We start from the raw sequence: 23,284 nt of genomic DNA on the forward strand, positions 1-23,284 counted from the left end.
CGGTGCTGCCGCGCGCGGCCTTCGCGGCCTGTGGGCCGGGTGCGCCGTAAGCCGGTCCGCACCTGCGGGTCGTGTGCGCCGGGCAGCGCGGCCGACTCCCGGTCATGATCCGCCCCGCGGCCTCCGGCCGTACGCCCGCCCCGGGCCGTACCGCGTCGGGTGCGGTCGCGAACGCGCCGCGCGCGCATCCGGTGCCGGCCTGCCCGTATGCCGGTCGTGGTGTCTCCCGGATCGCGAACACGCCCTGCCCATGGCCCAGTTGGGGCCACCCGTCACCCCATGGCCAAAACCTTACGGTCAGTTGTGGCCCGTGGGGTCAAGTGGCTTTCGGCCAAAGGGTGTTCGCCTAGGGTGGCGTTCTGATCAGCGTTGTTCATGAATCGCAGGAGGCTTTGCCGTGTCGGACACCCAGGACACCCACTCCCCCGCGGGCAAGGCCCAGGAGGCCCGCTCGCGGATCGACACGTCCACGCCTCACTCGGCGCGGTTCTGGAACTACTTCGTCGGAGGCAAGGACAACTACGAGGTCGACCGGCAGATCGGGGACCACATCAAGGAGATCTTCCCCGGGCTGGTCGACGTCGCGGTGACCAGCCGGCACTTCCTCGGGCGCGCGGTCACGCACCTCGCCGGCGAGGTCGGGATCCGCCAGTTCCTGGACATCGGCACGGGTCTGCCGACCGCCGACAACACCCACGAGGTCGCCCAGCGCGTCGCCCCCGAGACGAAGATCGTGTACGTCGACAACGACCCGATCGTCCTCGCCCACGCCAACGCGCTGCTGACCAGCACGAAGGAGGGGCGGACCGCGTACCTCGACGCGGACATGTACGACCCGGCGGCGATCCTGGAGAAGGCGTCCGGGACGCTGGACCTCTCGCAGCCGGTCGCGCTGATGATCCTCAACACCCTCGGCCACGTCGGCGAGTACGAGCAGGCCCGCCAGCTGGTCCGCGACCTCGTCGCCGGGCTGCCGTCCGGGAGCCACCTCGTCATCAGCGACTCGACGGCGACGAGCGAGGGCATGATCGCGGCGTCCGACGCGTACAACAAGAGCGGGGCCGTGCCGTACTACGTGCGCAGCGTCGAGGAGATCGGCGGGTTCTTCGACGGCCTCGAACTGCTGGAGCCCGGGGTCGTGCAGGTCACCGAGTGGCGGCCGGCCGAGGACACGCAGCGGGTGTACGTGGACGCGTACGGGGCGGTCGCGCGCAAGGCGTGAACGTCCGTAGGGGGTGAGGCGGGGCCGGGACGAGTCCGGCCCCGCCTCACCGCGTCGGTACGGAAGTCCCCCCATGACGCACCCTGCCCGGCGGGTTGTGCGATCGTGTGATCACGGAACCGTGGACGCCTGTTCGACATCACTACAGGTGAACGGGGACGGTACACGGATCACACGGTTGTCTGGGAGCGGCGCGATGCACTGGCGGATCAAGGGAGCGGTGGCGGTCTGCGCCCTTCTCGTCGCGGGACTGGCGACAGGATGTACGACCGAGTCGTCGGCGGTGTCCCGGCCGTCGGAGTCGCCGTCCGCGTCGAGCGCCGCGCCCTCCGCGAATCCCCGGGCCGCCGTCGAGGCCGCGTACCGCAAGTGGGGGCTGAAGCCGCTCGCCGAGGCGCCGAAGCCGCCCGCCGTGAAGCCGGTCGCGCTGAAGTCCGGCGGGAAGATACCGGTGATCAGCGAGATACCCACGAAGGAGAAGATCGTCTTCCTCACCTTCGACGACGGTACCGAGCAGGACCCCCAATTCATCACGATGATGCGGGAGTTGAAGCTGCCGATCACCATGTTCCTGACGGACGCGGCGATCCGCTCGGACTACGGCTACTTCACGAAGCTCCAGGCCCTCGGCAACCCGGTCGAGAACCACACCCTGTCCCACCCCAACCTGCCCACGCTGGGCGCCGCCGCCCAGCAGCGGGAGATCTGCGGCCAGCAGACGAAGCTGACGGACCATTACGGCACCGCGCCCCGCCTCTTCCGCCCGCCCTACGGCAACTGGAACGAGGCCACCCGCAGCGCCGCCGCGTCCTGCGGACTCCAGGCGATCGTCCTGTGGCGCGAGTCCATGCAGATCAAGAACATGCAGTACCAGCTGCCCGGCAAGAAGCTCCGCCCCGGCGACATCATCCTCGCCCACTTCCGGGGGCCGTCGGAGCTGAAGGGGCGGACGATCACGCAGATGACCGTGAACATGCTCCGGCACATCGAGGAGCAGGGCTTCACGGTGGCCCGGCTGGAGGACTACCTCTAGCACCCCGGGAAGCCCGATGCCCGAAGTTTCCCCGGAGACTCCCCAGAAGCCCGGTGGGCGACCACACTGAAGTGGGCGGAACGATCGGGGGGCGGTATGTGGGAGAGCGCTTCGGCTGCGGAGCGGGTGACGGACGTACGGCTGGACGTCACGCCCGACCCCGAACTCGATCCGGAGGCCGCCGAGCGGCTGTTGCGCCGGCTGCGGACCGAACTCGCCGCGCTGGACGTCGAGTCGGCCCGGTTCGCGCCCGGCGCCGCCCCGCCCGACGGCGCGAAGGGCTCGGACGCGGTGACGCTTGGCGCGATCGTCGTGGCGCTCAGCGCGTCCGGCGGGGTGTTCACCTCGCTCATCGGCGCCGTACAGGACTGGCTGGGCCGCTCCTCCGCCCGGCACCGGATCTCGGTCACCGTCGACGGCGACACGATCGAGCTGGAGTCCGCGACCGACGCCGAACGCCGGGCGCTGGTCGAGGCGTTCGTGCGCCGGCACTCCGGCGAGGGGCGGTGAGGAGCCATGGGGCGCAGGCTCGCGCTGCTCGTCGCGACGTACGACCATGAGGACGCCACGCTGCGGCAGTTGACCTCGCCCGCGCACGACGCGGAGGCGCTGGCCGAAGTGCTGCGGGACCCCGACATCGCCGGGTTCGAGGTCACCACGCTCGTCAACGAGCCCTACCACCGCGTCGGTTCGGCGATCAGCGAGCTGTATCGCGACCGGCGCCGCGACGACCTCACGCTGCTGTACTTCACCGGGCACGGCCTCAAGGACGACCACGGCCGGCTCTACCTCGCGACCACCGACACCCGGCACGACAGCCTGCTGTTCACCGCGCTGTCCGCCGAGCAGATCGACCAGGCCATGGAGGGGTGCGCGTCCCGGCGCATGGTGCTCATCCTCGACTGCTGCTACAGCGGCGCGTTCCCCGCCCGTACCAAGGGCGACACCGAGGTGCACGCGCTGGAGCGGTTCCAGGGGCGCGGCCGTACGGTCCTGACCGCCTCGGACTCCACGCAGTACTCCTTCGACGGGCAGCGCGCGCAGGGGCAGGCCGCGCAGTCCGTCTTCACGCGGTACCTCGTGGAAGGGCTGCGCGACGGAAGCGCGGATCTCGACGGCGACGGCGACATCACGCTCGACGAGTTGTACGGGTACGTCCACGACCGGGTCGTCGAGGCGATGCCTCAGCAGCGGCCCAAGAAGCAGGACGACGTCGAGGGGCGGATCGTCATCGCCCACAACATCAACTGGCGGCTCCCGGTGTACCTCCGCAACGCCCTCGCGAGCCCCATGGTGGGTGATCGGCTGGGGGCGCTGGAGGGGCTGATGCATCTGCACCGGATCGGGAACGCGCAGGTGCAGGCGGCGGTGCTGGAGGAGGTGCGGCGGCTGGAGGAGGACGACAGCAAGCAGGTCTCTGCGGCGGCGGGGGTACGGTTGGCGTCGCTTGCGCGTCAGGCGGGGGTTTCTGGGGGGTCGGGGGGCTCTGCGGGGGCGGGGGTTTCTGCGGAGGCGGGGGATTCTGCGGGGGCGTCGGCTGGGGTGGCGGGGGCGGCTGGTGACGTGACGGGGGCGGCTGGTGGGCTTGGAGAGGCGGGGGCGGGGGCCGGGACTGAGGCTTCGGGGTCTGCCGATGTACGTGCACCGGCACCGGCACCGGCAAGTGCACCCGAACCCACATCCGCACCAGCACCAGCACCAGCACCAGCACCAGCACCAGCACCAGCACCAGCGAGTGCACCCGCACCCGCACCCGCACCCGCACCCGCCGCGAGCGAAGCCCCGGCCCCAGCCCCGACCCCGACCTCGCCCCCCGCCACAGTCCCACCCCAGCCCCCAGACCCCCCGTCCTTCCGCCCCCGAGCCACCGCATCCCCCGCGCTCCCCTGCCCGTCCCGCCGGCCCGCCCTCTCCACCCGGGCCAGGATCCTCGTGGGCGCCATGGTGCTGGCCATCGGCGTGGGCGTAGCCGTGCCCGTGACCCTGACGCTTCTGCACGACGAGGGCGGCACCAGCGGCAAGGACTCGGCGTCCGGATCGGCACGCCTCCCCGGCCCCATCCTCCGTACGTCCGTCGCCGGCGCGGGTACCTCGGCCCTGTTCAGCCCGGACGGCAAGTTCATCGCGGCGACCGGCGCCACGGGCGTACGGCTGCTGCGCGCGACGGACGCCGGGACCGTGCAGACGCTCGCCCGTCAGGCGTACCCCCTGTTCAGCAAGGCCGGGAACCTGCTCGCGACGGTCGACACGGGCAGCACGGCCAAGGTGACGGTCCACCTCCGGAACCTGACCACGAACAGCACGACCGACATCGCCACCGGCGCCCCGGCGAGCGTGACCATGGCGTTCAGCCCGCGCGGCGATCTCCTCGCGACGGCCGCCGGGCTGGCCGCCGGCAAGGACTACGGCAACCCGATCCGCCTGTGGAACACGAGCACGGGCGAACTGGTCACCACGCTCACGGGTTTCGGCAACGGCGTCCAGAGCATGGTGTTCACGCCGGACGGCAAGACGCTCGCGGCGGGGGCGGCGGGCAGCCCGGGAACGGTGAAGCTCTGGAACGTACAGACCGCCAAGGTCACCACGACCCTCGCCACCGGCTACGTGATCGCCCTGAGCCCGGACGGCAGGACACTCGCCACGAGCAGCGAGTTCGCGGCCGACCACAAGGCGAGCCTCTGGGACGTCACCACGGGCGAACGCCTCGCCGCACTCGCCGATGGCCGCCCCCTCGGCTTCAGCGGCGACGGCGAACTCCTCGCGCTGATGGACGACACCGGCACCGTCCAACTGTGGCGGACCTCCGGCCACGCCCCCGAACGCACCTTCCCCAGCACAGCCACAGCCAAGTTCGCCCCCACCGGCGAACGCCTCGCCCTCCTCTCCGACACCGGCACGATCACCCTCCTCGACTACACAAGCCCAGGCCCGGCGAAAACCCTCACACAACCCACCTCCACCTCGGCAAAAACCCGGACGATCGCCTTCACCGAGGACGGCACAGCCCTCACGACAGCGGCCCAGGACGACACGGTTCAGGTCTGGACACTCAACTGGTCCACCTGGGTATCGCCTTCACCGTCATGAGCACCCACCCGCGAACGTCCGCCAGAAGCCGTCGGCGTGGGGAAGAACTAGACGGGGACGTAGTGGGCGTCAGCGGGGGTTCGCCGGTCAACGACGCTGTTCCCGTGGCCGCTTGGACGGCGTAGGCGAACGTGGGATCGTCCCCCGCGTCCATCCAGCCGGTGGGGGCAACGCACGCCGGCCGTGATGGAGCCGCGCCCGCCCCGCGTCGCCCGCCTGGGGAGCGGCGAAGAAGGTGACGTACGCGTGGCGGAAGGGCCGTTCGGGCCGGAGGCGGCGGCGTCCGAGCACACGGTGCTGTGTCCGCACGGCGATCCCCGGCTCAGCGGCACGCCGCAGGACGCGTTGCCGACCGTGCGGGAGCCGGCGCGGCGTACGGGGCTCAGTGTCGTATCTCTCCTCTTCGACGCGGCCGGGGCGGCCGAGGCGGCCGGGGGCCTCACCCCTCGATGCCGCCCCCTCGATGCCGCCCATGACCGTCCCCGTAGAGCCCAGTTCGCCCGCTCACCCCTTCACCCCGCCCTCCCCGACCCCCCGGAAGAAGAACCGCTGCAACCCGAAGAAGAACAGCAGCACTGGCGCCACCGCGACGATCGTGCCGGCCGCCACCACCCGGGGGTTGTCGTAGAACGTGCCCCGCAGTGCGTTCAGCCCGACGGTCAGCGTGTACTTGTCCTGGTCCGACAGGACGATCAGCGGCCACAGGAAGTCGTTCCACGAGCCGACGAACGCGAAGGTCGCGACGACGGCCATGGCCCCCTTGACCTGCGGTACGCAGATCGACGCGAACCGTCTCCACACGTTCGCCCCGTCGATGACGGCGGCCTCCTCCAGGGCGACCGGCAGCGCGAGGAACGCGTTGCGCATGAGGAGGACGTTGAGGGCGGCGACCGCTGTCGGCAGGGCCACGCCGAGCAGCGTGTCGTTGAGCCCGACCGACCGCATCAGCAGGAACTGCGCGACGATGACGGTCTCCCCCGGCACGAGCAGCGCGGCGACGAACACGGAGAGCGCGAGCCCGCGCCCCCGGAACCGCAGCCGCGCGAGCGCGAACCCCGCGCAGGTCGCCCCGGCGACGTTCCCGGCGACCGAGATCAGCGCGACGACCGTGGAGTTGAGGAGGTAGCCCGGTACGGGGACCCTGTCCACGACCTCCTGGTAGTTCCCGAACGTCGGGTCGCTCGGCAGGAGCCTGGGCGGACGCGCGTACAGGTCGTCCCCAGCGCCCTTGAAGGACAAGGACAGTTGCCACAGGAACGGCCCGACGAGGATCACGAAGACCAGCACGAGCAGCGCGTACCGCACCCCGCGCCTCACTCCGCGTCCCCGTCCCGCCGCATGCGCAGCTGCACGATCAGCAGCGCGAGCGTGATCACGAACATGACGACGCTGATCGCCGTCGCGTACCCGGTGTCGGCCGACAGCCCCGTGCCCTCCCGCTGGATGAGCATGGTCATGGTGATGTCCTTGCCGCCGGTGCCGCCCGTGTTCCCGGACAGCACGTACACCTCGCTGAACACCCGGAACGCGGCCACCGACGACAACACGCCGACCAGCGCCATCGTGGAGCGCACGCCGGGCACGGTCACCGACAGGAACGTCCGCATGGGCCCGGCGCCGTCGACGGCCGCGGCGTCGTACAGGGCCGTCGGGATGTGCGCGAGGGCGGCGAGGTAGACGACCATGTAGTAGCCGACGCCGGTCCACACGGTCACGAACATCGCGCTGATCAGCAGCAGCCACCGGTCCGCGATGAACGGCACCGGTCTCGACACCAGCTCCAGCCACGACAGCGCCTCGTTGACGAGTCCCCGGCTGTCGAGGAGGTTCGTCCAGATCAGGCCGACGGCGACGGCGGACATGACGACCGGCGTGTAGAAGGCGCTGCGGAACACCCCGACGAACCGGCCGGGCCCGCTGACGAGGCTCGCCAGCAGCAGCGGGAGCACGACCATGAACGGGACGACGCAGACGACGTACAGACCGGAGTTGAGAAGTGCCGTCCAGAACCGCGGATCGTCGCCCAGGCGGCGGTAGTTGTCGAGGCCGACGAACCGGCCGCCGCGCACCATCGTCGCGTCGGTGAAGGACAGGACGACGGTGTTGAGGAAGGGGAACAGGACGAAGACGGCGGTGACGGTGATCCCGAGCGCGAGGAAGAGCCAGGGGGCGGTCCACCAGCGGTGGGTACGACCGGCGCCCCCGACACCGGCCCCGAGTCGACCCGCGCCCCCGACCCCGGCCCCGGCTCGGCCCCCGGCACCGGCCTCCGTCACCACCTGTGCCGTCACGCCCGGCGCAGCTTGTCGTTGCAGAACGCCACCGTGTCGTCGAGGGCCTTCTTCGGCGACTTGTCCCCCTTCAGCGCGAGCGCGACCTGTTCGCGCAGTTCGTCGACCATGGCCTGGGAGAAGGCGGGAGGCCAGTACACGACGGCCCGCCCGATCTGGGCCGCCGCCTCGACGCGGACGCGGCCTTCGTCGGTGCCGTCGTCCTTCGTGAAGTACGGGTCGTCCAGGGTGTTCCGGGTGGCCGGGAAGATCGCCGCCCGGTGGGCGAAGGCGAGTTGGTTCGCCCTGTTGGTGGCGAACTTGGCGAAGGCGACGGCCGTAGCGGCGTTGCCGGTCCTCGAACTCACCGCGAGGGACTCGATGTACATGTTCGGCGCGGCGTCGGCGACGATCGGCCCGATGGCGACGCTCCGGTAGATGTCGGGCGCGTTCTTCTTGAAGTCGGCGAGGTTGTAGGCGCTGCCGGGCAGCCAACCCAGCTCCCCCGCCTTGAACTTGTCGACCTCGCCGACCTGCTTCTCGTTGAGGATGTCCTCGGTGAGCGCGCCGACGTCGTACAACTCCTTGTAGCGGGTGAGGAGTTCGACGCCCTTGGCGCTGTTGAAGGTGAACGCGGTGGCGTTCTCGTCCATCAGCTCGACGCCGTACGTCCCGAAGGTCTCGATGACCGGGGTGCGGCCGAGCATCGAGTACGCGCCTTTCGCGGAACCGGCCATCTTCTCGGCCTGGGTGAAGAGTTCGTCGTAGGTCTTCGGGAGGTTCTTCGGGTCGAGGCCCGCCTTGGTCAGCAGGGCGGTGTTGAAGAAGGAGGGGCCGGTGTTGAGGTAGAAGGGGTAGCCGTAGGTGCCGCCGTCGATGCCCGCCCAGGTCATGGCGTTCCAGGCGGCGGGGAGGAAGTCGGCCTGCGCGGCGGGGTCGGCCTTGGCGATGTCGAGGAGTTTCCCGGCGCCGGCCAGGGTGTACCCGGCCTCGGGGCCGAGGTCCATGACGTCGGGGAGGGTGCCGGCGGCGGCGTCGGCGGAGAGTTTCTCGGAGTAGCCGTCGGCGGGCTGGTCGATCCACTTCACCTTCGTGCCGGGGTGTTCCTTCTCGAAGGCGGCGACGAGGCCGGTGAAGTAACCGGCGTAGTTGCCCTTGAGGTTCCAGGTCTGGAAGGTGATCGTGCCGGCGACCTTGCCGTCGACCGGTTTGTCGGTGCCGCCGCCGGAGTCGTCCCCGCCGCCCACCCCGCACCCCGCCAGTACCAGGATCGCCCCCGCGATGCCGAGACGTCTCATCGTGAACTCCCTCGCGTCGATCGGTCGGTTCGGCGAGTTCCCGTGCGTTCACTGCCCCGGCGGGTCGTGCCGGGGACGGCGAGAGCCGACACTAAGGCGCTTAAGTTGAGGGTGTCAACGGCCGGGACAGGGTGGATGGGTGGGACTGATGGTCCGTCAATCTCCGTGATCTTCAGGCGAGTTGGCGCCCGTGCTGGCGCGGGCGACCAGCGTGGGCACCAGGTCCACCGGGTCGGTCAACGGCTCCGAGTCGAGCAGGCCGAGCAGCCGCCGGGCCACGTCCGCGCCGAACCCGACCGCGTCCCGGCGCAGCGCGGTGAGCGCGGGTCTGAGCGCCGTGCAGACCGGGGTGTCCTCCCAGACGACCACCGCGACGTCGTCCGGGATGCGCAGGGCGTGGCGGCGCAGGACGTCCAGACCGGCGACGGCGAGCACCTCGTTGTCGTAGATCAGCGCGGTGGGGCGGGGGGTGGCGGTGAGCGCGGTCTCGGTGGCGGCCGAGCCGGCCGGCGCGGAGAAGTCGGTGGAGAGGGTCCTCAGGCCGGTGAACTCCAGGTCGCGGCCGGTGCGTTGGAAGGATTCGATGCGGCGGTGCACGTGCAGCATCGCGGCGGTGCCCGACAGGTAGGCGACGTGGTCGTGGCCGCGTTCCCGCAGGTGGCCCATGACGGCGCGCATCGCGGCGGCGTCGTCGACGGGTACGGAGGGCAGGTGGCCGCCGGGGTCGGGGCCGCCCGCGACGACGCCGGGCAGGCCGAGGGCCGCGACGGCCGCCGGGCGGGGGTCGCCCCGCCGCAGGTCGACCAGGACGACGCCGTCGACTCTTCCTTCGTGCCGCCATCGGTGATAGGTGGCGATCTCCTCCTCGACATCGGCTACCACCTGGAACAGCAGTCCGTAGCGCCGCCCGCTCAGCACGGTCTGCATGCCGGTCATCAGGCGGTGGAAGAAGAGTTCGGTGCCGACGTCCCGGGCGTCGCGGGCGACGACGAACCCGACGGTCGAGGACCCGGCGCCGGTGAGGGCGCGGGCGGCCGGGTGCGGGGTCCAGTCCAGCTCCTCGACGACCTCCAGGACGCGTCTGCGGGTGGCCTCGGAGACGCCGGGGCGGCCGTTGAGGGCGAAGGAGGCGGCGGCTTCGGAGATGCCGCAGCGCCGGGCGATGTCGCGAAGAGTCGGACGGGGGGTGGGGCGGTGGTCCTGGCCGGTCATGGCAACCTCGGTGATCCGGCGCGGGACGCTCGCGCCCCATCGACCTGATACGTCGTCAACTCCCTCTTGCGGCACACACTTTAGCGCTTTAGTGTCGGCTCTCGCCGCACCGAGGAGAGGGGACCCCCATGCCCGTCGACGCGTCAGGCCCGTTACCGAGATCCCTGCGGCGCCGCAGCCTCCTGCAAGCTGCCGGTGCCGGACTGCTGGCCACCGCCCTCCCCGCGACAGCCGCGCAAGCGCAGTCCCTCGCGGCGGCGGGCTTCGGCCCCGAACCTCCTTTGATGCACGGCTATTCAGGACCGCAGATCAAGTCGTGGCACCCGGACACCGACCGCCACGCCCGCTACCTGCGCTCCCGCGTCCCCCTCGCGACGCGCATCGCCCCCTTCGAACCGACCCAGTCCCGCCGGGGCCTGGACCCCCGCCCGAGGCTCGCCGTCCTCGCCAACGACTACGTCCAGCCGGACTGGGAGACCGAGGGCTACCCGTACGGCCCGGTCGCCGAGGCGTACGCGCTGCGCTTCTGGCAGTACCCCGACCTGTACGCCTCCTGGCACGGCCTCCCGCTGGACGGCCGCCACGCCGAACCCAACCCGCCCTACGGCCTGTTGAACCTCCCCAACCCCGGCTACACGGACGCCGCGCACCGCAACGGCGTGCTGAGCCTGGGCTGTTGGTTCTGGCCGCGCCCGGAGAACTTCGCGGACATCGTGGAAAAGACCCCGCAGGGCACGTTCCCCCTCGCGGACCAACTCATCGCGATGGCCCGCTACTTCGGCTTCGACGGGTACTTCGTCAACCAGGAGGCCACCATCACGGCGGCCCAGGCGCGGCTCCTGATGGAGATGCTCGCCTACCTCGCCCGCAAGGCCCCGGCCGGCTTCCACCTCCAGTGGTACGACTCCCTCACGGTCGACGGCCGGATCTCCTACCAGAACGAGTTCAACTCGGTGAACTCCCCGTGGATCGTGTCCGGCGGGCAGCGCGTCAACAGCAGCGTGTTCCTCAACTACTGGTGGAACTCGGCCAAGATCCAGGCGTCCCGCGCCCACGCCCAGTCCCTGGGCCTCGACCCGTTCCAGGTCGTGTACGCGGGCAGCGAGATCGGCATGTACCGCTTCGCCCAGCCCTACGACCCGCGCGCGATCTTCCCCGACGGCGGTGAACCGCGCACGAGTTGGGCGTTCCTCGGCTCGGAGATGGTCTGGTACACGGTCGACGGCGACAAGAGCACCCTCGCGCGGCAGGCGCCGGTCTACGCCCGCGAGCGCCAGCTGTGGTGCGGGCCCGCCGAGGACCCCTCGCGCACCGGCCGCACCCGGCAGCCCAGCAGCGGCAGCCCGCTCGACCCGGCGGGCTGGGACGGCACCGCCCACCACATCGTCGAGAAGTCCGTCATCGGCCGGCTCCCCTTCGTGACCCGCTTCTGCACCGGCACGGGCGAGCGGTTCTTCGTGGACGGCGTACAGGCAGGCGACCGGCCGTGGTTCGACATCGGCGTCCAGGACCTGTTGCCGACCTGGCAGTGGTGGGTCCGCGACGGCGCGGGCGCCCCGAGCACGGCGGTCCGCGCGGACTACGACCACACGATCGCGTACGACGGCGGCAACTCCCTGCGCCTGTCCGGCACTCTCGGGGCGTCCGCGTCGGCTGTCGTGCGCCTCTACAAGACGCGGCTGCCGCTGACCCCGGCGTCGACCGCCTCGCTGGTGCACCGGGGTTCGACCGGGACGGCGGCGCTGCGGCTGGGGCTGGTGTTCGAAGACGTTCCCGCCGAGGTGGTGTGGATCAACGCCGGTTCGGTGTCGGGGAGTTGGACGCGGTGGACGGGCAACCTCGGTGCGTGGGCGGGCCGTACGGTCGTCGCCGTGCACGTCTCGCTGCTGGCCGGGGCGGGCGGGGCTGCCGGGATCGCCGTGAACCTGGGCGAACTGCGGATCGCGGACGCGGGGCCCGATCCGGCGCCGGGGTGCCCGACCGGGTTCGCCGTCGAGCGGGCGGTGCGGGCCGGTGACGCCGCGAGTGTCTATCTGACCTGGGATTTCCTGCCGGACGAGGTGGCTCGGTACGACGTCTTCCGGCGCACTTCCGGGGGGCGGCGGTGGCTGGGGCGGACGTACGACGGCGCGTACTGCGTGTCGCCGTTGGACCGGGGCGGTGACTCGGTGACGACGCTCGAACTGGAGGCGGTGTCCGTGACCGGGCGCCGTAGCTGTGCCGCCTCGACCTCGCTGGCCTGGTAGGAGGGAACGGCATGGGCCTCAGACTGACCGTCGCGGCGCTCGTCGCGTCCTGCGTGTTCGCCGCACCCCCGCCGGCGTCGGCGACCGGCGCCGCTCTCCCCCACGTCACCCCGCATCCCCAGCAGTTGACGGCCAACGGCGCCTCCCTGACCGTCCCGCCCCGGGTCCACCTCCGCACCGCCGGACAGCAGGACCGGCCCACCCGCGACCTCGTCGTCTCCGTCCTGCGCGCGGCAGGCGCCACGGACATCGACGAAGCCCCCTTGCCCGCCACGGGAGTTGACCCCAGCGACCTCACGGTGGTGATCGGCGGCATCCAGGACACCCGGATCGCCGACGCCCTCCGCGCAACGGGCGGACAGGTGCCGGCCACCCTCCCCGCCGAGGGCTACGCACTCGCCTCCCGCGCCGCGCCCGGCGGGGGCACGGTGGTCCTCGCGGGCGCGGACGCGAGCGGGACGTACTACGCCGCGCAGACCCTGCGCCAACTCGCCTCCGGCACCGCCCTGTCGGCCGTATCCGTCGTCGACCACCCGCTGATGCCGCTGCGCGGCGCGATCGAGGGCTTCTACGGCAGCCCGTGGACGCACGCGGAGCGCCTCGACCAACTCGCCTTCTACGGCGCGCTGAAGATGAACACGTACCTGTACGCGCCGAAGGACGACCCCTACCACCGGGAGCGCTGGCGCGACCCGTACCCTCCCCAACTCCTCGCCCAGCTAGGTGAGTTGGTGCGTCAGGCCGGCGACCACCACGTCCGCTTCACCTTCGCCCTCTCCCCCGGCGTCTCCATCTGCTACAGCTCGGCCGCCGACCGCGCCGCCCTTCAGGCCAAGCTCCAGGCCGTGTACGACCTCGGGGTGCGCAGCTTCTCCGTGCCGCTCGACGACATCAGCTACACGCGCTGGAACTGCACGGCCGACCGGACGGCGTACGGAGCGCCCTCGCAGCAGTCGGCGGCGCGGGCGCAGGTCGCTCTGCTGAACTCCCTGCAACGGCAGTTCCTCGCCGCCCGCCCCGGAACGCAGCCGCTCCAGATGGTCCCGACCGAGTACGGCGACGTCACGGACACCCCCTACAAGAGGACGATCCGCGAGCAACTGGACCCCCGCGTCGAGGTGATGTGGACGGGCACCGACACGGTCCCGCCCCGCATCACCGTCCAGGACGCGTCGCGCGCGGCTGCGGTGTGGGGCCGCAAGGTGTTCCTGTGGGACAACTACCCCGTCAACGACTACGGCCAGGCCGAGGGCCGCCTCCTCCTCGCCCCCTACTCCGCACGCGAACCGGGCCTGCACGCCCAGCTGTCGGGCCTGGTCCTCAACCCCATGAACCAGGCGGCGGCCAGCAAGGTGGCCCTCTTCGGGGGCGCCGACTTCGCCTGGAACGACGCGGGTTACGACGCCCAGCGGGCCTGGCGGGCCGCCGCCGCGTACCTCGCGAACGGTGACCCGGTCACCGTAGAAGCCCTCTTGGCGTTCTTCGACGTCGAGCACTTGGCCCCGACGTTCGGCGCGGCACCCTGGCAACCCCAGGCTCCCCAACTGGCCGCGAAACTCGGCGAGTTCCGCACCGCCTGGGCAACCGGCGCCAAAGACGCCGCCCTACGCGCCCTCCGCCCGTACGCCCAACTCCTCACCGCCACCCCCGACCGCATCGCAACCGGCGTGACAGACCCGGGATTTGTCGCCGACTGCACTCCCTGGCTGAACGCGCTGCGCCTCTGGGGACCGGCCTTCGAGAAAACCCTGGACGCCCTGACGGCCCGCCTCGCCGCCGACGAGCCCGAAGCACAACGCCTGTTCACCGAGGCGTCCAGCCTCGCCACCCGTGCCGGTGCCATCCAGACGATCCCCGGCGAGACCCGCCCGCAGGGCCCGGTCCGGGTGGCGGACGGGGTGCTGGACACGTTCCTCACGGAAGCGCGTTCCCTGCGGTGACGTGCGGAGCGATCTCGTACATCCCCGCCCCGTCCAGATACCGCAGCGTGTTCAGGTCCCGTCTCAGCACCGCCTCGACGGGGTGGCGCAGGCTCAGGACTGCGGGATAGGCGAGGTCCCACGTGGTGGCCACGATGTCCTCCCCGGGCCGGACCAGGACGGTCAGCTCGCGCAGGCTCTCCAGCGCGCGGACCTCGTCGAGGGCGCGGTAGGCGACGAGGCGGCCGGAGGCCGGGGAGACCAGGGCCGCCCAGGCGGCGGCGGTCCTGCGGTCGTACGGCGTACCGGCTCGCGCGAGGAAGCGGTCCGGGCGGACGTACGCGTCGACGGCCCACTCCAGCTGGCCCTCGCCGATGGCGTCCGCGACGTGGTAGGGCAGGCCGGACGGCCGGGCGCCGGCCTCCACCAGCCGGGGGCCGTCGGGGGTGAGCTTGATCTCCAGGTGGGCGGGGCCGTAGCGGACGCCGAGGGCGTCCAGGACCTGGCGGGCGTACGGGACGAGTCGGGTGACGGACCGGTCGTCGGAGCGGAGCAGGACCTGGGCGACGACGAGGTCGCGCACGCCGTTGGCCGTGACGCGGTCGGTGCTCCAGACGTCGGTGACGTGGTGGACGCCGTCGCAGCTCACGGTGTTGACGATGTACTCGGCGCCGATCAGGTACTCCTGGGCGACGATCTCGGTGATCGGCTCGCCGAAGGCGGAGACGGTGTTCCTGAGGGCCTTGAGGGCGGCGGCCGAGTCCTCGGGGGTGTCGCAGAACGTCACTCCGTGGCCGAGGGCTCCGCGCAGGGGTTTGACCACGGCGGTCCGGCCCAGGGCGGTGTGCCAGGTGCGCAGCCGGTCCTCGTCGTCGGTGCGGAGCTGGCGCGCCGCGGGTACGCCCGCCGCTCTGAGGAGTTCGATCTGGACGTACTTGTCGCGGCGTCCCGCGCTGAGCGCCGTGCCGTTGGTCGGCAGGCCCAGGCGCTCCGACAGGGCGTCGGCGAGTTCCACCCCGGACTCGCGGCCGGGCAGGACCGCGCGCGGGTGCAGGGCCGCCAGTTTCCTGGTCAGGGCGTCGAGGTCGGGCTCGTGGTGGAAGGTGTGGCTGAAGCGTGCCGGGTCGACGGGGGCGACTCCCGGCAGGAGGCCGGGGGTGCTGTGGACGTGGACGACCTCGCCGCCGGCCGCGGCGAAGGCGTCGACGTAGCGGTGCGAGGTGCCGAAGGCGTCCACGACGGCGACCTGGAATGCGGACATGGGGTGTTCTCCCTCGGTGGGGTCAGTCGAAGAACTCGGTGAGGCTACGGCGGGCCGCGAGAAGCCGGTACACAGCGTTCGTCAGGACGCCCTGCACGCTGAATCCCGAGGTGCCCGGGTCGCCCTCGCCGAGGACGTCCCGCTCGCCGCTGAGGGCGGCGATGGCCTTGCGGGTCGGCTTCGCGTCGGGGGCGAACGCCTCGGGCAGCGCCTTCCTGGTGACGCCGAGGTGCACCATGCGGAAGTCCGTGAACGTGTCGATCACCCGCAGGAGGGCGGTGGCGGCGCGGTCGTCGAGCTTCAGCCGGCCGTCGAGCACCGCGTCCACGACGTTGTCGCCCTTGCGGGACAGGGCGCGCCACTCGGTGACCAGGGTTCTGGACCAGGTCGGGAAGTAGGGCAGGGACTGGTCGAGGTAGACGCCGTACTGCGGGGTGGGCGGCAGCAGGACCAGTTCCAGCAGTTGCACGCTCGGCATGAACGCGCCGCTCGCCCCGCGAGGGCCGCCCGGGTAGCTCATGTGGTAGCGGCGGAACGCGTGGAACGCCCCGGTAGGGAGCCTGCCGTACTGGACCATGTGGGAGCGGAAGTCGTCCAGGCAGCGAAGCGCCTCTTCGAGGAGGGCGGCCGTGCCCACGGCGCCGGGCTCCAGGACCAGCGCGCGCAGCAGCTCGAACGCGATCCGCGCGGGTGGCTCCGCGAGGTGGTGGCCGAGGTAGAAGTCGCGTTCCAGCAGCCCGAGCCCGCCTTCGGAGAAGACCCTGATGTCTCCGGTGCGGTCCCATTCGGCGCAGTTGACGTCGATGAGCGTCTCGTAGCTCAGGTAGGGGTCCAGTGCGGGGAACCGGGCGCACTGGGCCGCGATGGCGTCCAGCAGGGGGCGGGGGAACGCCGCCGGGCCGGCCGGCAGGTAGCCGTTCAGCATGAAGAGCAGGTCGAGCTGGACCAGGGCGGCCGAGGGGGCGTCGGTGGCCAGGGGGGTGCCGTCGTCGAGCGCGTGCAGGACGCCGCGCTGTTTCGCCGCCAGTTCCCCGTAGGTGACGCGGCCGTGGGCTACGGCGTCCAGGTCGGCGGGCAGGTGGTCCAGTACGTAGGGGGCGAGCGGTGAGCGCGGGGTTCTCCCGGTGCGCGTCGGGGTGGGGCGGGGGTTGTCGGTACGGGTGAACAGCTCCGTCTTCTTCATGTCGGGTTCCCCTCAGCTGTCGTGCGGGTGGTAGCGCGTCGACGTGTGGTGCCAGTCGTGGGCGCCGCGCAGGGTGGTCCGGAGCGCTTGCGTGCAGTAGCGCTCCAGCAGGTCACGTTCGGCCGGGTCGTGGGCCGTGTCGAGCAGGGCCTGGTGGGCGAGTGTGAAAAGCCGCAGGGATTCCCGCCGGCGTCGAACGGCCCTGTCGGTCGCTTCCGGACGGGACAGGCCGTGTTCCCGTTCCAGGCACAGCACGAGATTGTTCTGCTCGCCGAGTGCGGCGTCCTTGTCCAGGGAGACGATGTCGTTGTCACAGATGATGAAGGTCTTCGTCATCTCCCGCATGACCGACAGGTGGGGCAGCGCGTACAGGTGGTCCGGGAGGACGCAGGAGGACAGGCGTTCGGCGAGGTCGATGACCGGTGCCACGCCGATGGTGTGGCGCCTCACGCGCAGGTACGTGCTCAGCGGCAGGGGGGTGCCGGAGTGCCGGCTGCGGGCCTCGTCGACGTGGTGGCGGAGGTAGGAGGACCAGTGGGCCGCGGACCGGCGTATCCAGTCCTGGGGCATCGCCCGGCAGCTGCGCCGCCGCATGTCGGCGAAGGCACCGGCCAGGGGCAGCGGGCCCGCCTCGCCGGTGATGCCCTCCTCGACGAGTCCGACGAGGTGACGTACCCGGTCGGGGGAGTGGCCCCACGCTTCGTCGAGCGCGTCGTCGAAGAGGAAGTACCAGCTCTGCTGGTCGACTCCGATGTCCAGTTCGCCGCCGGTCGCGTTCGGGTAGAACATGGCCGCGATCAGCGGGAACTGGCCCTTGAGGTGGTGTTTCTCCTCCGCTTCCGTCGACAGGAATCCGAAGGACTTCGGCCAGGCGAGGTGCCGGTCGTGGGCGGCCGGCAGGTCCGGGCTGACCCGGCTGGGGAAGGGCAGCGGGCAGTGGTTCATCGGGCGGCCCGGGGCGAGACGAGCATGGGCAGCGCGTTCGGCCGTATCTGGGCCTGGGCCACCGGCCGGACCCGGTGCCCGCGGACGGGGTGCAGTCGCCATCGCGACACGACCGAGCAGAGGACGACCAGCATCTCGGTCATCGCGAAGAAGTCCCCGATGCACTTCCTGTTGCCCAGGGCGAACGGGATGTAGGCGCCCGGCGGGATCTCCCGCTGGGCGGGGTCGAGCCAGCGGTCCGGGTCGAACCGCAGGGGGTCGGGGAAGTACGCGGGGTCGCGGTGCATCGCCGCCGCGCTGTAGATGATCTCGGCGCCCCGCGGAAGGCCGGTCCCGCAGACCCGCGCCGGTTCCAGGGCGCGCCGCATGAGCAGCCAGTTGGGCTGGTGCAGCCGGAGTACCTCGCGCAGGAACCGGTCGGTGAAGGGAAGCGTCGCCGCGCCGGGCAGGGCGCCGGCGGGCAGGGCCGCGTGCTCGGCCCTGATGCGGTCCGCGCTCCGCGGTCGCCGGCCGAGTTCGTGCAGGGCCCAGGAGAGGGTGGTCGACGTGGTCTCGGCGCCGGCCATGAGCAGGGACAGCAACTCGTCGCGGGCCGCCTCGTCGCTCAGTCCTCCCCCGGCGCCCGCGAGCATGACCGACAGCAGGTCACCGCGGTCGGTGGGGTCCTGCCGGGCCTGCCGGACGGCAGTGTCCGCGAGGTCGCGCAGAGCCGCGGCGGCGGACAGGTACCGGCGGTGGCCGAACGCGGGCGAGGACGCGATCGGCGCGGGCAGGACCGTGCCCACGAAGACTCCGCGCATCACCGTGGTCAGGTGCTCGGCGACCCGCTCCCCCAGTTCCGCCATGGCCTCGGCCCCGTCCGGGCGTTCCCCGCTGAACAGGGTCGCGACGAGCGTGGCCGTCGCCATCCGGCGCATCGCCCGGTCCATGGCGATCACCTCGCCCGGGCGCCAGGCCGCGACCTGTTCCTCGGTGACGTCGGTCATCGTGCCGACGTACGCGGCGACGGCGTCGCGCCGGAAGGCGGGCTGGAGCACGCGGCGCCGGTGTCGGTGCACGTCTCGTCCGGAGGTGATGATGCCGTTGCCGATGAAGGGTCTGGCGACGTCGAAGAGCAGTCCCTTGCCGAACTTCCCGCTCTGTGTCACGAGGACGTCGTGGACCGCCTCCGGCGAGTTCAGGACATACACCGGCCGCGTGCCGAGGAAGATCGTGACGATGTCGCCCCGCGCCCTGACCGACTGGAGGAATCCCGCCCGTCCGGCGGCGAGTTGCGGCAGGTGCCCGAGGAGGGGGATGCGGCCTGGAGCGACGGGCGCCGCCGCTGGAGCGGTGGTGGATCGCACGGTCTCGTACCTTTCGGTCAGGGGTGGGCCGGGCGCACGCGGCACTATCGGCAGCGGTCACCCGTTCAACAGGTGATGGTCTGGTACTCGGTGTAGGTGCCGAGCCCCACCGGGCCGTACTCGCGGCCGATCCCGCTGTCCTTGAAGCCGCCGAACGGGCCGTCGAAGGTGAGGGGAGCGCCGTTGACCGTGACGGTTCCGGTGCGCAGGCGGCGGGCGACCGCCAGGGCGTGCTCCTCGTCGCGGGACCAGACGCCGCCGGACAGGCCGTACGGGGAGTCGTTGGCGATGCGTACGGCGTCGTCCTCGTCGTCGTAGGGGATGACGACCAGGACCGGGCCGAAGATCTCCTCCCGTGCGACGCGCATCGCGTTGTCGACGTCGGCGAGGACGGTGGGGGTGACGTAGGTGCCCCGCTCCAGGCCCTCGGGGATCTGCGGGCCGCCCGTGACCAGCCGGGCGCCCTCCTCGATGCCGAGCCGGATGTAGGTGCGCACCCGCTGCTGCTGGTCGGGGCCCACCAGGGGGCCGATGAAGGTGTCGGGGTCGTTCGGGTCACCCACCTTCAGCGACTCGACCAGGTCCTTCACGGCGGTGACGACCTCCTCGTACCGGCCGCGCGGCGCGAGGATCCTGGTCTGCGCGATGCACGACTCGCCGTTGTTGAGCAGGGCGGCGGACTTCAGGCCCGCGACGGTCTCGCCGAGGTCGGCGTCCGGCAGGACGACGGCGGCGGACTTGCCGCCGAGTTCCAGGCTGACCCGCTTGAGCCGCTCCCCCGCGATCGAGGCGATGCGGCGGCCGGCCCGGGTCGAGCCGGTGAAGGCGATCTTGTCGACCTCGGGGTGCGACACCAGGTGTTCGCTGGTGTCCCGGTCGGCGGGCAGGACGCTGACGACGCCCTCGGGCAGCCCCGTACGCTCCAGCAGCTCGGCCAGGAAGCCCATGCTCAGCGAGTTCTCCGGGGACACCTTGAGGACCACGGAGTTGCCGGCCAGCAACGCCGGGATGATCTTCGAGGTGGCCGAGGAGAACGGGGAGTTCCACGGGATCACGGCCGCGACGACGCCGACCGGCACCCGGCGAATCACCCCTCGGACCGGTGACGCAGGGTCGGATGGTGCCACCGCCTCCTCCCAGGCGAACTCCTGAGCCGCCCTCAGGTAGGCGTTCGCCTGCCGGGTCAGGCCGGACTGTCCGGCGCGGGTGAACCAGAGCGGTGATCCGTTCTCCAGCGTGATCAGCCGCGCGATCCGCTCCGCCTGCTCCTCGCGCAGCGCGTTGAACCGGCGCAGGAGCGCGATCCGCCGTACGGGCGGGGTGGTGCGCCAGATTCCCGCGTCGAACGAGGTCCGCGCGACGGACAGCGCGCGGTCGATGTCCGCCGGCCGCGCCTGGGCCGCGCGGCCGATCGGCGACCGGTCGTGCGGTGAGACGAGGTCGAGGAGGGACGGGTCGCTCGGCTTCACCCAGGACCCTCCGATGAAGAGCCGGTCGTAGACGTTCACGCGCCTGCCTCCTTCTGTCCACCCAGGGCCGCCCGGCGGCGGCCACCCAAGGAGCCTGACAGGCAGGATCGTCACCTGTCAAACCGGTGACGCGAACCCATGGAAAAGCTGGCCGGATCTGCTCGCACCCGCGTCGCGGGACGAGACATCCTGATCATCATGAAGATCGACAACTCTTCTCCGTTCGAACCCGGCCGGGCCGAGATGTCCGCCATGGCGGACACGGTGACGCGCCAGGTCACCGCGTTCCTCGCGGCGCGAGATCTCCGGCCGGCGCACGACGGGACCGCTCCCGACACCGAGAGAGAGCTGACGGACGCGTTCCTGGCGGCACCCCCGCAGGACGGCACCCCGCTGGGCGGGCTCATGGACCGGCTCGGCACAGCCGCCGAGAACGCGATCGAGACCGCCGGCCCTCGGCTGCTGGCCGCCCTGCCCGGCGGCGGTCTCTACGCGTCGGCTCTCGCCGAGTTCTTCACCAGGGCCGTGAACCGCTACGGCACCCTGGCCGCCGCGGCCCCCGCCCTCACCGCCCTGGAGGAAGGCGTCCTGCGCTGGATGGCGCGCGACGTCTGCGGCCTTCCGCCCGGCAGTTCGGGCGTCCTCACCACCGGCGGCTCCATGGCCAACCTCTCCGCCCTGGTGACAGCCCGTCACGACCGGCTGGGGGAGGACATCGGACGGGGCACCCTCTACGTCAGCGAGCAGGCGCACTACTCCGTCGCGAAGGCCGCCCGCATCGCCGGGATACCGCAGCGCAACGTCCGCGTCGTACCGGTCGACGAGCACCTGAGGATGGACCTGCGCGCGGCGGCGGAGCGGATACGCGCCGACCGCGCCGCGGGACTGCGGCCGTTCCTGCTGGTCGCGACGGCGGGAACCACGGACACCGGAGCCATCGACCCGCTGCCGGGCGCGGGGGACCTGGCCGCCCGCGAGGACCTCTGGTTCCACGTGGACGCGGCCTACGGCGGCTTCTTCCGGCTCACCGGACGGGGCCGTGAGCGCACGGCGGGCATCGAGCGGGCGGACTCGGTGACCCTGGACCCCCACAAGGCGCTGTTCCTGCCGTTCGGCACCGGCGCTCTCGTCGTCCGGGAACCGGGGCGCCTCCAGGACGCGCACGACGGATCGGCCCACACCCTCCAGGACGTCGGCGCGTCGGACGCCCTCCCCGACTACGCCCGGCGCGGCATCGAGCTGAGCCGGGAGAACCGGGGCGTAAGGGTCTGGCTCCCGCTGCACCTGTACGGGCTGTCCGCATTCCGGGACGCCCTCGACGAGAAGCTCGACCTCGCGGCCCGCGTCCACCGCACGCTGAGCGCCGTCCCGCACCTCGACGTCCCCTGGCGGCCCGAGCTGACCGCCGTCGCCTTCGCGGTCCGGCCGGAGCGTCCCGGCGAAGCGGCGCGGCTCGCCGCCGACGCCGCGACCCGGCGTCTCCTCGACCGCGTCAACGCCGACGGCCGGTCGGTCGTGCACAGCACCACCGTCGCGGGCCGGCAGCTGATCCGCCTGTGCGTGCTCGCGCACCGCACGCACGAAGAACACGTCGACGACGTACTCCACCTGATCACCGCAGAGAAAGGCGAATGAACCATGACGAGGACCCTCCGGTACGGAACGTTCGACGCGGGCGACCACTCCTTCGGCTCGTTCGTCTGCCACCAGTGGGCCGCCGCGGCACAGGCGCTCCGCCTTCCCCGCGACGGCGCGAGACGGACGGAATCGCTCCTGCGGGAGATACTCGCCGACTGGTTCGACGCCCCCGTCGGACGCGCCTGCCGCACGCCGTCGTACGTCGCGGCGGACGGTTTCCCCGCCGAACTGTCGGTCAACTGGTCGGGAGCCCACCCGGAACTGCGGATCCTCTTCGACGCCGGATTCCGCTCCCCCCGGCCCACGGACACCGCCAGGGAAGTGACCCGGGCCCTGGCGGGCCGGCCGGGTGCCGGCCTCGACCGGTACCTGAGCGTCGAGGACGTCTTCCTCGGCGACACCGGCCACGAACCCGCGCCCCTGTGGCACGCGTTGGCCTGGCGGCCCGGCGAAGGGCTGACCCTCAAGGCGTACTTCGGGCTCTACCCGTGGGATCACCGCAGGCGCGAGGCCGTGATCGGGCAGGCCATGGAGCGGCTTGACATGGGCACCGCGTGGCGGACCACGGCACGGGCCCACGGAGCGCTCCCCGGTGACAGGGAGCTCGAATTCTTCGCCCTGGACCTGTCCGACGCACCTGAGGCGCGGGCCAAGATCTACTACCGGCATCACGAAGCGGACCTGGACACCCTCGACGCCGTCGCCTCGACCGCACGGGCCCACGATCCGCTCCGCGCGTCCCAGGTGTTCCGCATACTCGCCGGTCCGCACCACGACACGGGAGGCGAGGCCCCGTTGACCTGTCTGGCGTTCCGGGGCGGCGCGGACCGGGCCGACGAGGCGAGCACCTACCTGCGGATGCCGGACCTGTGCGAGAACGAACGGGAAGCGACCCGCCGGGTCGAGGCGGTCCTGCTGGAGGAGGGGGTACCCACCGGCCCCTACCGGGCGCTCGTCGACTCCCTGGCACCCCAGCCGCTGGACACGTTCACGGGCTTGCAGGAACTCGTCAGCTTCCGGACGGGACGCCGCCGCGGCGACGTCACGACGTACCTGCGCTTCTCCGTCTACCCGGGCCCCCACCCGGACGCCCACGTGCCCCAGCAGGCCGGCGTGGCAGAGCCCTCGCACCGGTAAGCCCGGCCTCCCCCACAC

The 23,284-nt window shown here is 71.7% G+C and carries 17 protein-coding genes; 8 read left to right on the forward strand and 9 right to left on the reverse strand.

Features of this window, described 5'->3' with window-relative positions:
- Positions 1-397: 397 nt before the first annotated feature.
- The 4 genes from PV682_RS22585 to PV682_RS22600 all read left to right on the forward strand — a co-directional run bounded on the left by PV682_RS22585 (position 398) and on the right by PV682_RS22600 (position 5,342).
- Positions 398-1,222 carry an SAM-dependent methyltransferase gene (locus tag PV682_RS22585; RefSeq protein ID WP_319732610.1) on the forward strand — a complete coding sequence of 275 codons (825 nt, stop codon included), beginning with the start codon at positions 398-400 and terminating at the stop codon, positions 1,220-1,222.
- Positions 1,223-1,418: 196 nt separating this feature from the next.
- Positions 1,419-2,255, forward strand: a complete 837-nt coding sequence (locus PV682_RS22590) for a polysaccharide deacetylase family protein (RefSeq protein ID WP_319732612.1) — start codon at positions 1,419-1,421, stop codon at positions 2,253-2,255.
- A gap of 96 nt (positions 2,256-2,351) precedes the next feature.
- Positions 2,352-2,765, forward strand: a complete 414-nt coding sequence (locus PV682_RS22595; RefSeq protein ID WP_319732613.1) for an effector-associated constant component EACC1 — start codon at positions 2,352-2,354, stop codon at positions 2,763-2,765.
- A gap of 6 nt (positions 2,766-2,771) precedes the next feature.
- Positions 2,772-5,342, forward strand: coding sequence for a caspase, EACC1-associated type (locus PV682_RS22600; protein WP_319732614.1), 2,571 nt, complete (start codon positions 2,772-2,774; stop codon positions 5,340-5,342).
- A 504-nt stretch (positions 5,343-5,846) separates the two neighbouring features.
- Here PV682_RS22600 and PV682_RS22605 read toward each other — a convergent pair.
- From PV682_RS22605 to PV682_RS22620, 4 genes are all read right to left on the reverse strand, one after another.
- A complete protein-coding gene (locus PV682_RS22605; protein ID WP_319732616.1) occupies positions 5,847-6,659 on the reverse strand; it encodes a carbohydrate ABC transporter permease in 813 nt (270 codons plus the stop codon).
- Positions 6,656-7,633 carry a carbohydrate ABC transporter permease gene (locus PV682_RS22610; RefSeq protein WP_319732618.1) on the reverse strand — a complete coding sequence of 326 codons (978 nt, stop codon included), beginning with the start codon at positions 7,631-7,633 and terminating at the stop codon, positions 6,656-6,658. Before PV682_RS22610 ends, PV682_RS22605 begins: the two co-directional genes overlap by 4 nt.
- A complete protein-coding gene (locus tag PV682_RS22615) occupies positions 7,630-8,910 on the reverse strand; it encodes an ABC transporter substrate-binding protein (protein WP_319732620.1) in 1,281 nt (426 codons plus the stop codon). The genes PV682_RS22610 and PV682_RS22615 overlap by 4 nt, the downstream gene beginning before the upstream one ends.
- A gap of 156 nt (positions 8,911-9,066) precedes the next feature.
- A complete protein-coding gene (locus PV682_RS22620) occupies positions 9,067-10,122 on the reverse strand; it encodes a LacI family DNA-binding transcriptional regulator (RefSeq protein WP_319732622.1) in 1,056 nt (351 codons plus the stop codon).
- A 128-nt stretch (positions 10,123-10,250) separates the two neighbouring features.
- Between PV682_RS22620 and PV682_RS22625 the strand changes: the two genes are divergently transcribed.
- Complete coding sequence (locus PV682_RS22625; protein WP_319732624.1) at positions 10,251-12,368, forward strand: endo-beta-N-acetylglucosaminidase; 2,118 nt, start codon at positions 10,251-10,253, stop codon at positions 12,366-12,368.
- An 11-nt stretch (positions 12,369-12,379) separates the two neighbouring features.
- A complete protein-coding gene (locus tag PV682_RS22630; protein ID WP_319732626.1) occupies positions 12,380-14,308 on the forward strand; it encodes a beta-N-acetylglucosaminidase domain-containing protein in 1,929 nt (642 codons plus the stop codon).
- Here PV682_RS22630 and PV682_RS22635 read toward each other — a convergent pair.
- The 5 genes from PV682_RS22635 to PV682_RS22655 all read right to left on the reverse strand — a co-directional run bounded on the left by PV682_RS22635 (position 14,283) and on the right by PV682_RS22655 (position 20,530).
- On the reverse strand, positions 14,283-15,548 hold the full coding sequence (locus tag PV682_RS22635) for an ATP-grasp domain-containing protein (RefSeq protein WP_319732628.1): 1,266 nt from the start codon (positions 15,546-15,548) through the stop codon (positions 14,283-14,285). The genes PV682_RS22630 and PV682_RS22635 overlap by 26 nt on opposite strands.
- 22 nt (positions 15,549-15,570) lie before the next feature.
- Entirely contained in the window at positions 15,571-16,731 is a 1,161-nt protein-coding gene (locus PV682_RS22640; RefSeq protein WP_319732630.1) for a hypothetical protein, read from the reverse strand.
- A 12-nt stretch (positions 16,732-16,743) separates the two neighbouring features.
- Positions 16,744-17,676, reverse strand: a complete 933-nt coding sequence (locus tag PV682_RS22645) for a terpene synthase family protein (RefSeq protein WP_319732632.1) — start codon at positions 17,674-17,676, stop codon at positions 16,744-16,746.
- Positions 17,673-19,022, reverse strand: coding sequence for a cytochrome P450 (locus PV682_RS22650; RefSeq protein ID WP_319732634.1), 1,350 nt, complete (start codon positions 19,020-19,022; stop codon positions 17,673-17,675). Before PV682_RS22650 ends, PV682_RS22645 begins: the two co-directional genes overlap by 4 nt.
- Positions 19,023-19,087: 65 nt before the next feature.
- The gene (locus tag PV682_RS22655; RefSeq protein WP_319732636.1) at positions 19,088-20,530 is read right to left on the reverse strand and encodes an aldehyde dehydrogenase; all 1,443 of its coding nucleotides are present in this window, start codon (positions 20,528-20,530) and stop codon (positions 19,088-19,090) included.
- Between the two features lie 159 nt (positions 20,531-20,689).
- Here PV682_RS22655 and PV682_RS22660 point away from each other — a divergent pair, with 159 nt between their 5' ends.
- Positions 20,690-22,126: a pyridoxal phosphate-dependent decarboxylase family protein gene (locus PV682_RS22660; protein ID WP_319732638.1), complete on the forward strand. Its 1,437-nt coding sequence runs from the start codon at positions 20,690-20,692 to the stop codon at positions 22,124-22,126.
- Positions 22,127-22,129: 3 nt separating this feature from the next.
- Positions 22,130-23,266, forward strand: a complete 1,137-nt coding sequence (locus PV682_RS22665; RefSeq protein ID WP_319732640.1) for a tryptophan dimethylallyltransferase family protein — start codon at positions 22,130-22,132, stop codon at positions 23,264-23,266.
- Positions 23,267-23,284: the final 18 nt, after the last annotated feature.

The organism is Streptomyces niveiscabiei (assembly GCF_033794345.1).
In the GTDB taxonomy this organism is placed as follows: Bacteria; Actinomycetota; Actinomycetes; order Streptomycetales; family Streptomycetaceae; genus Streptomyces; species Streptomyces niveiscabiei.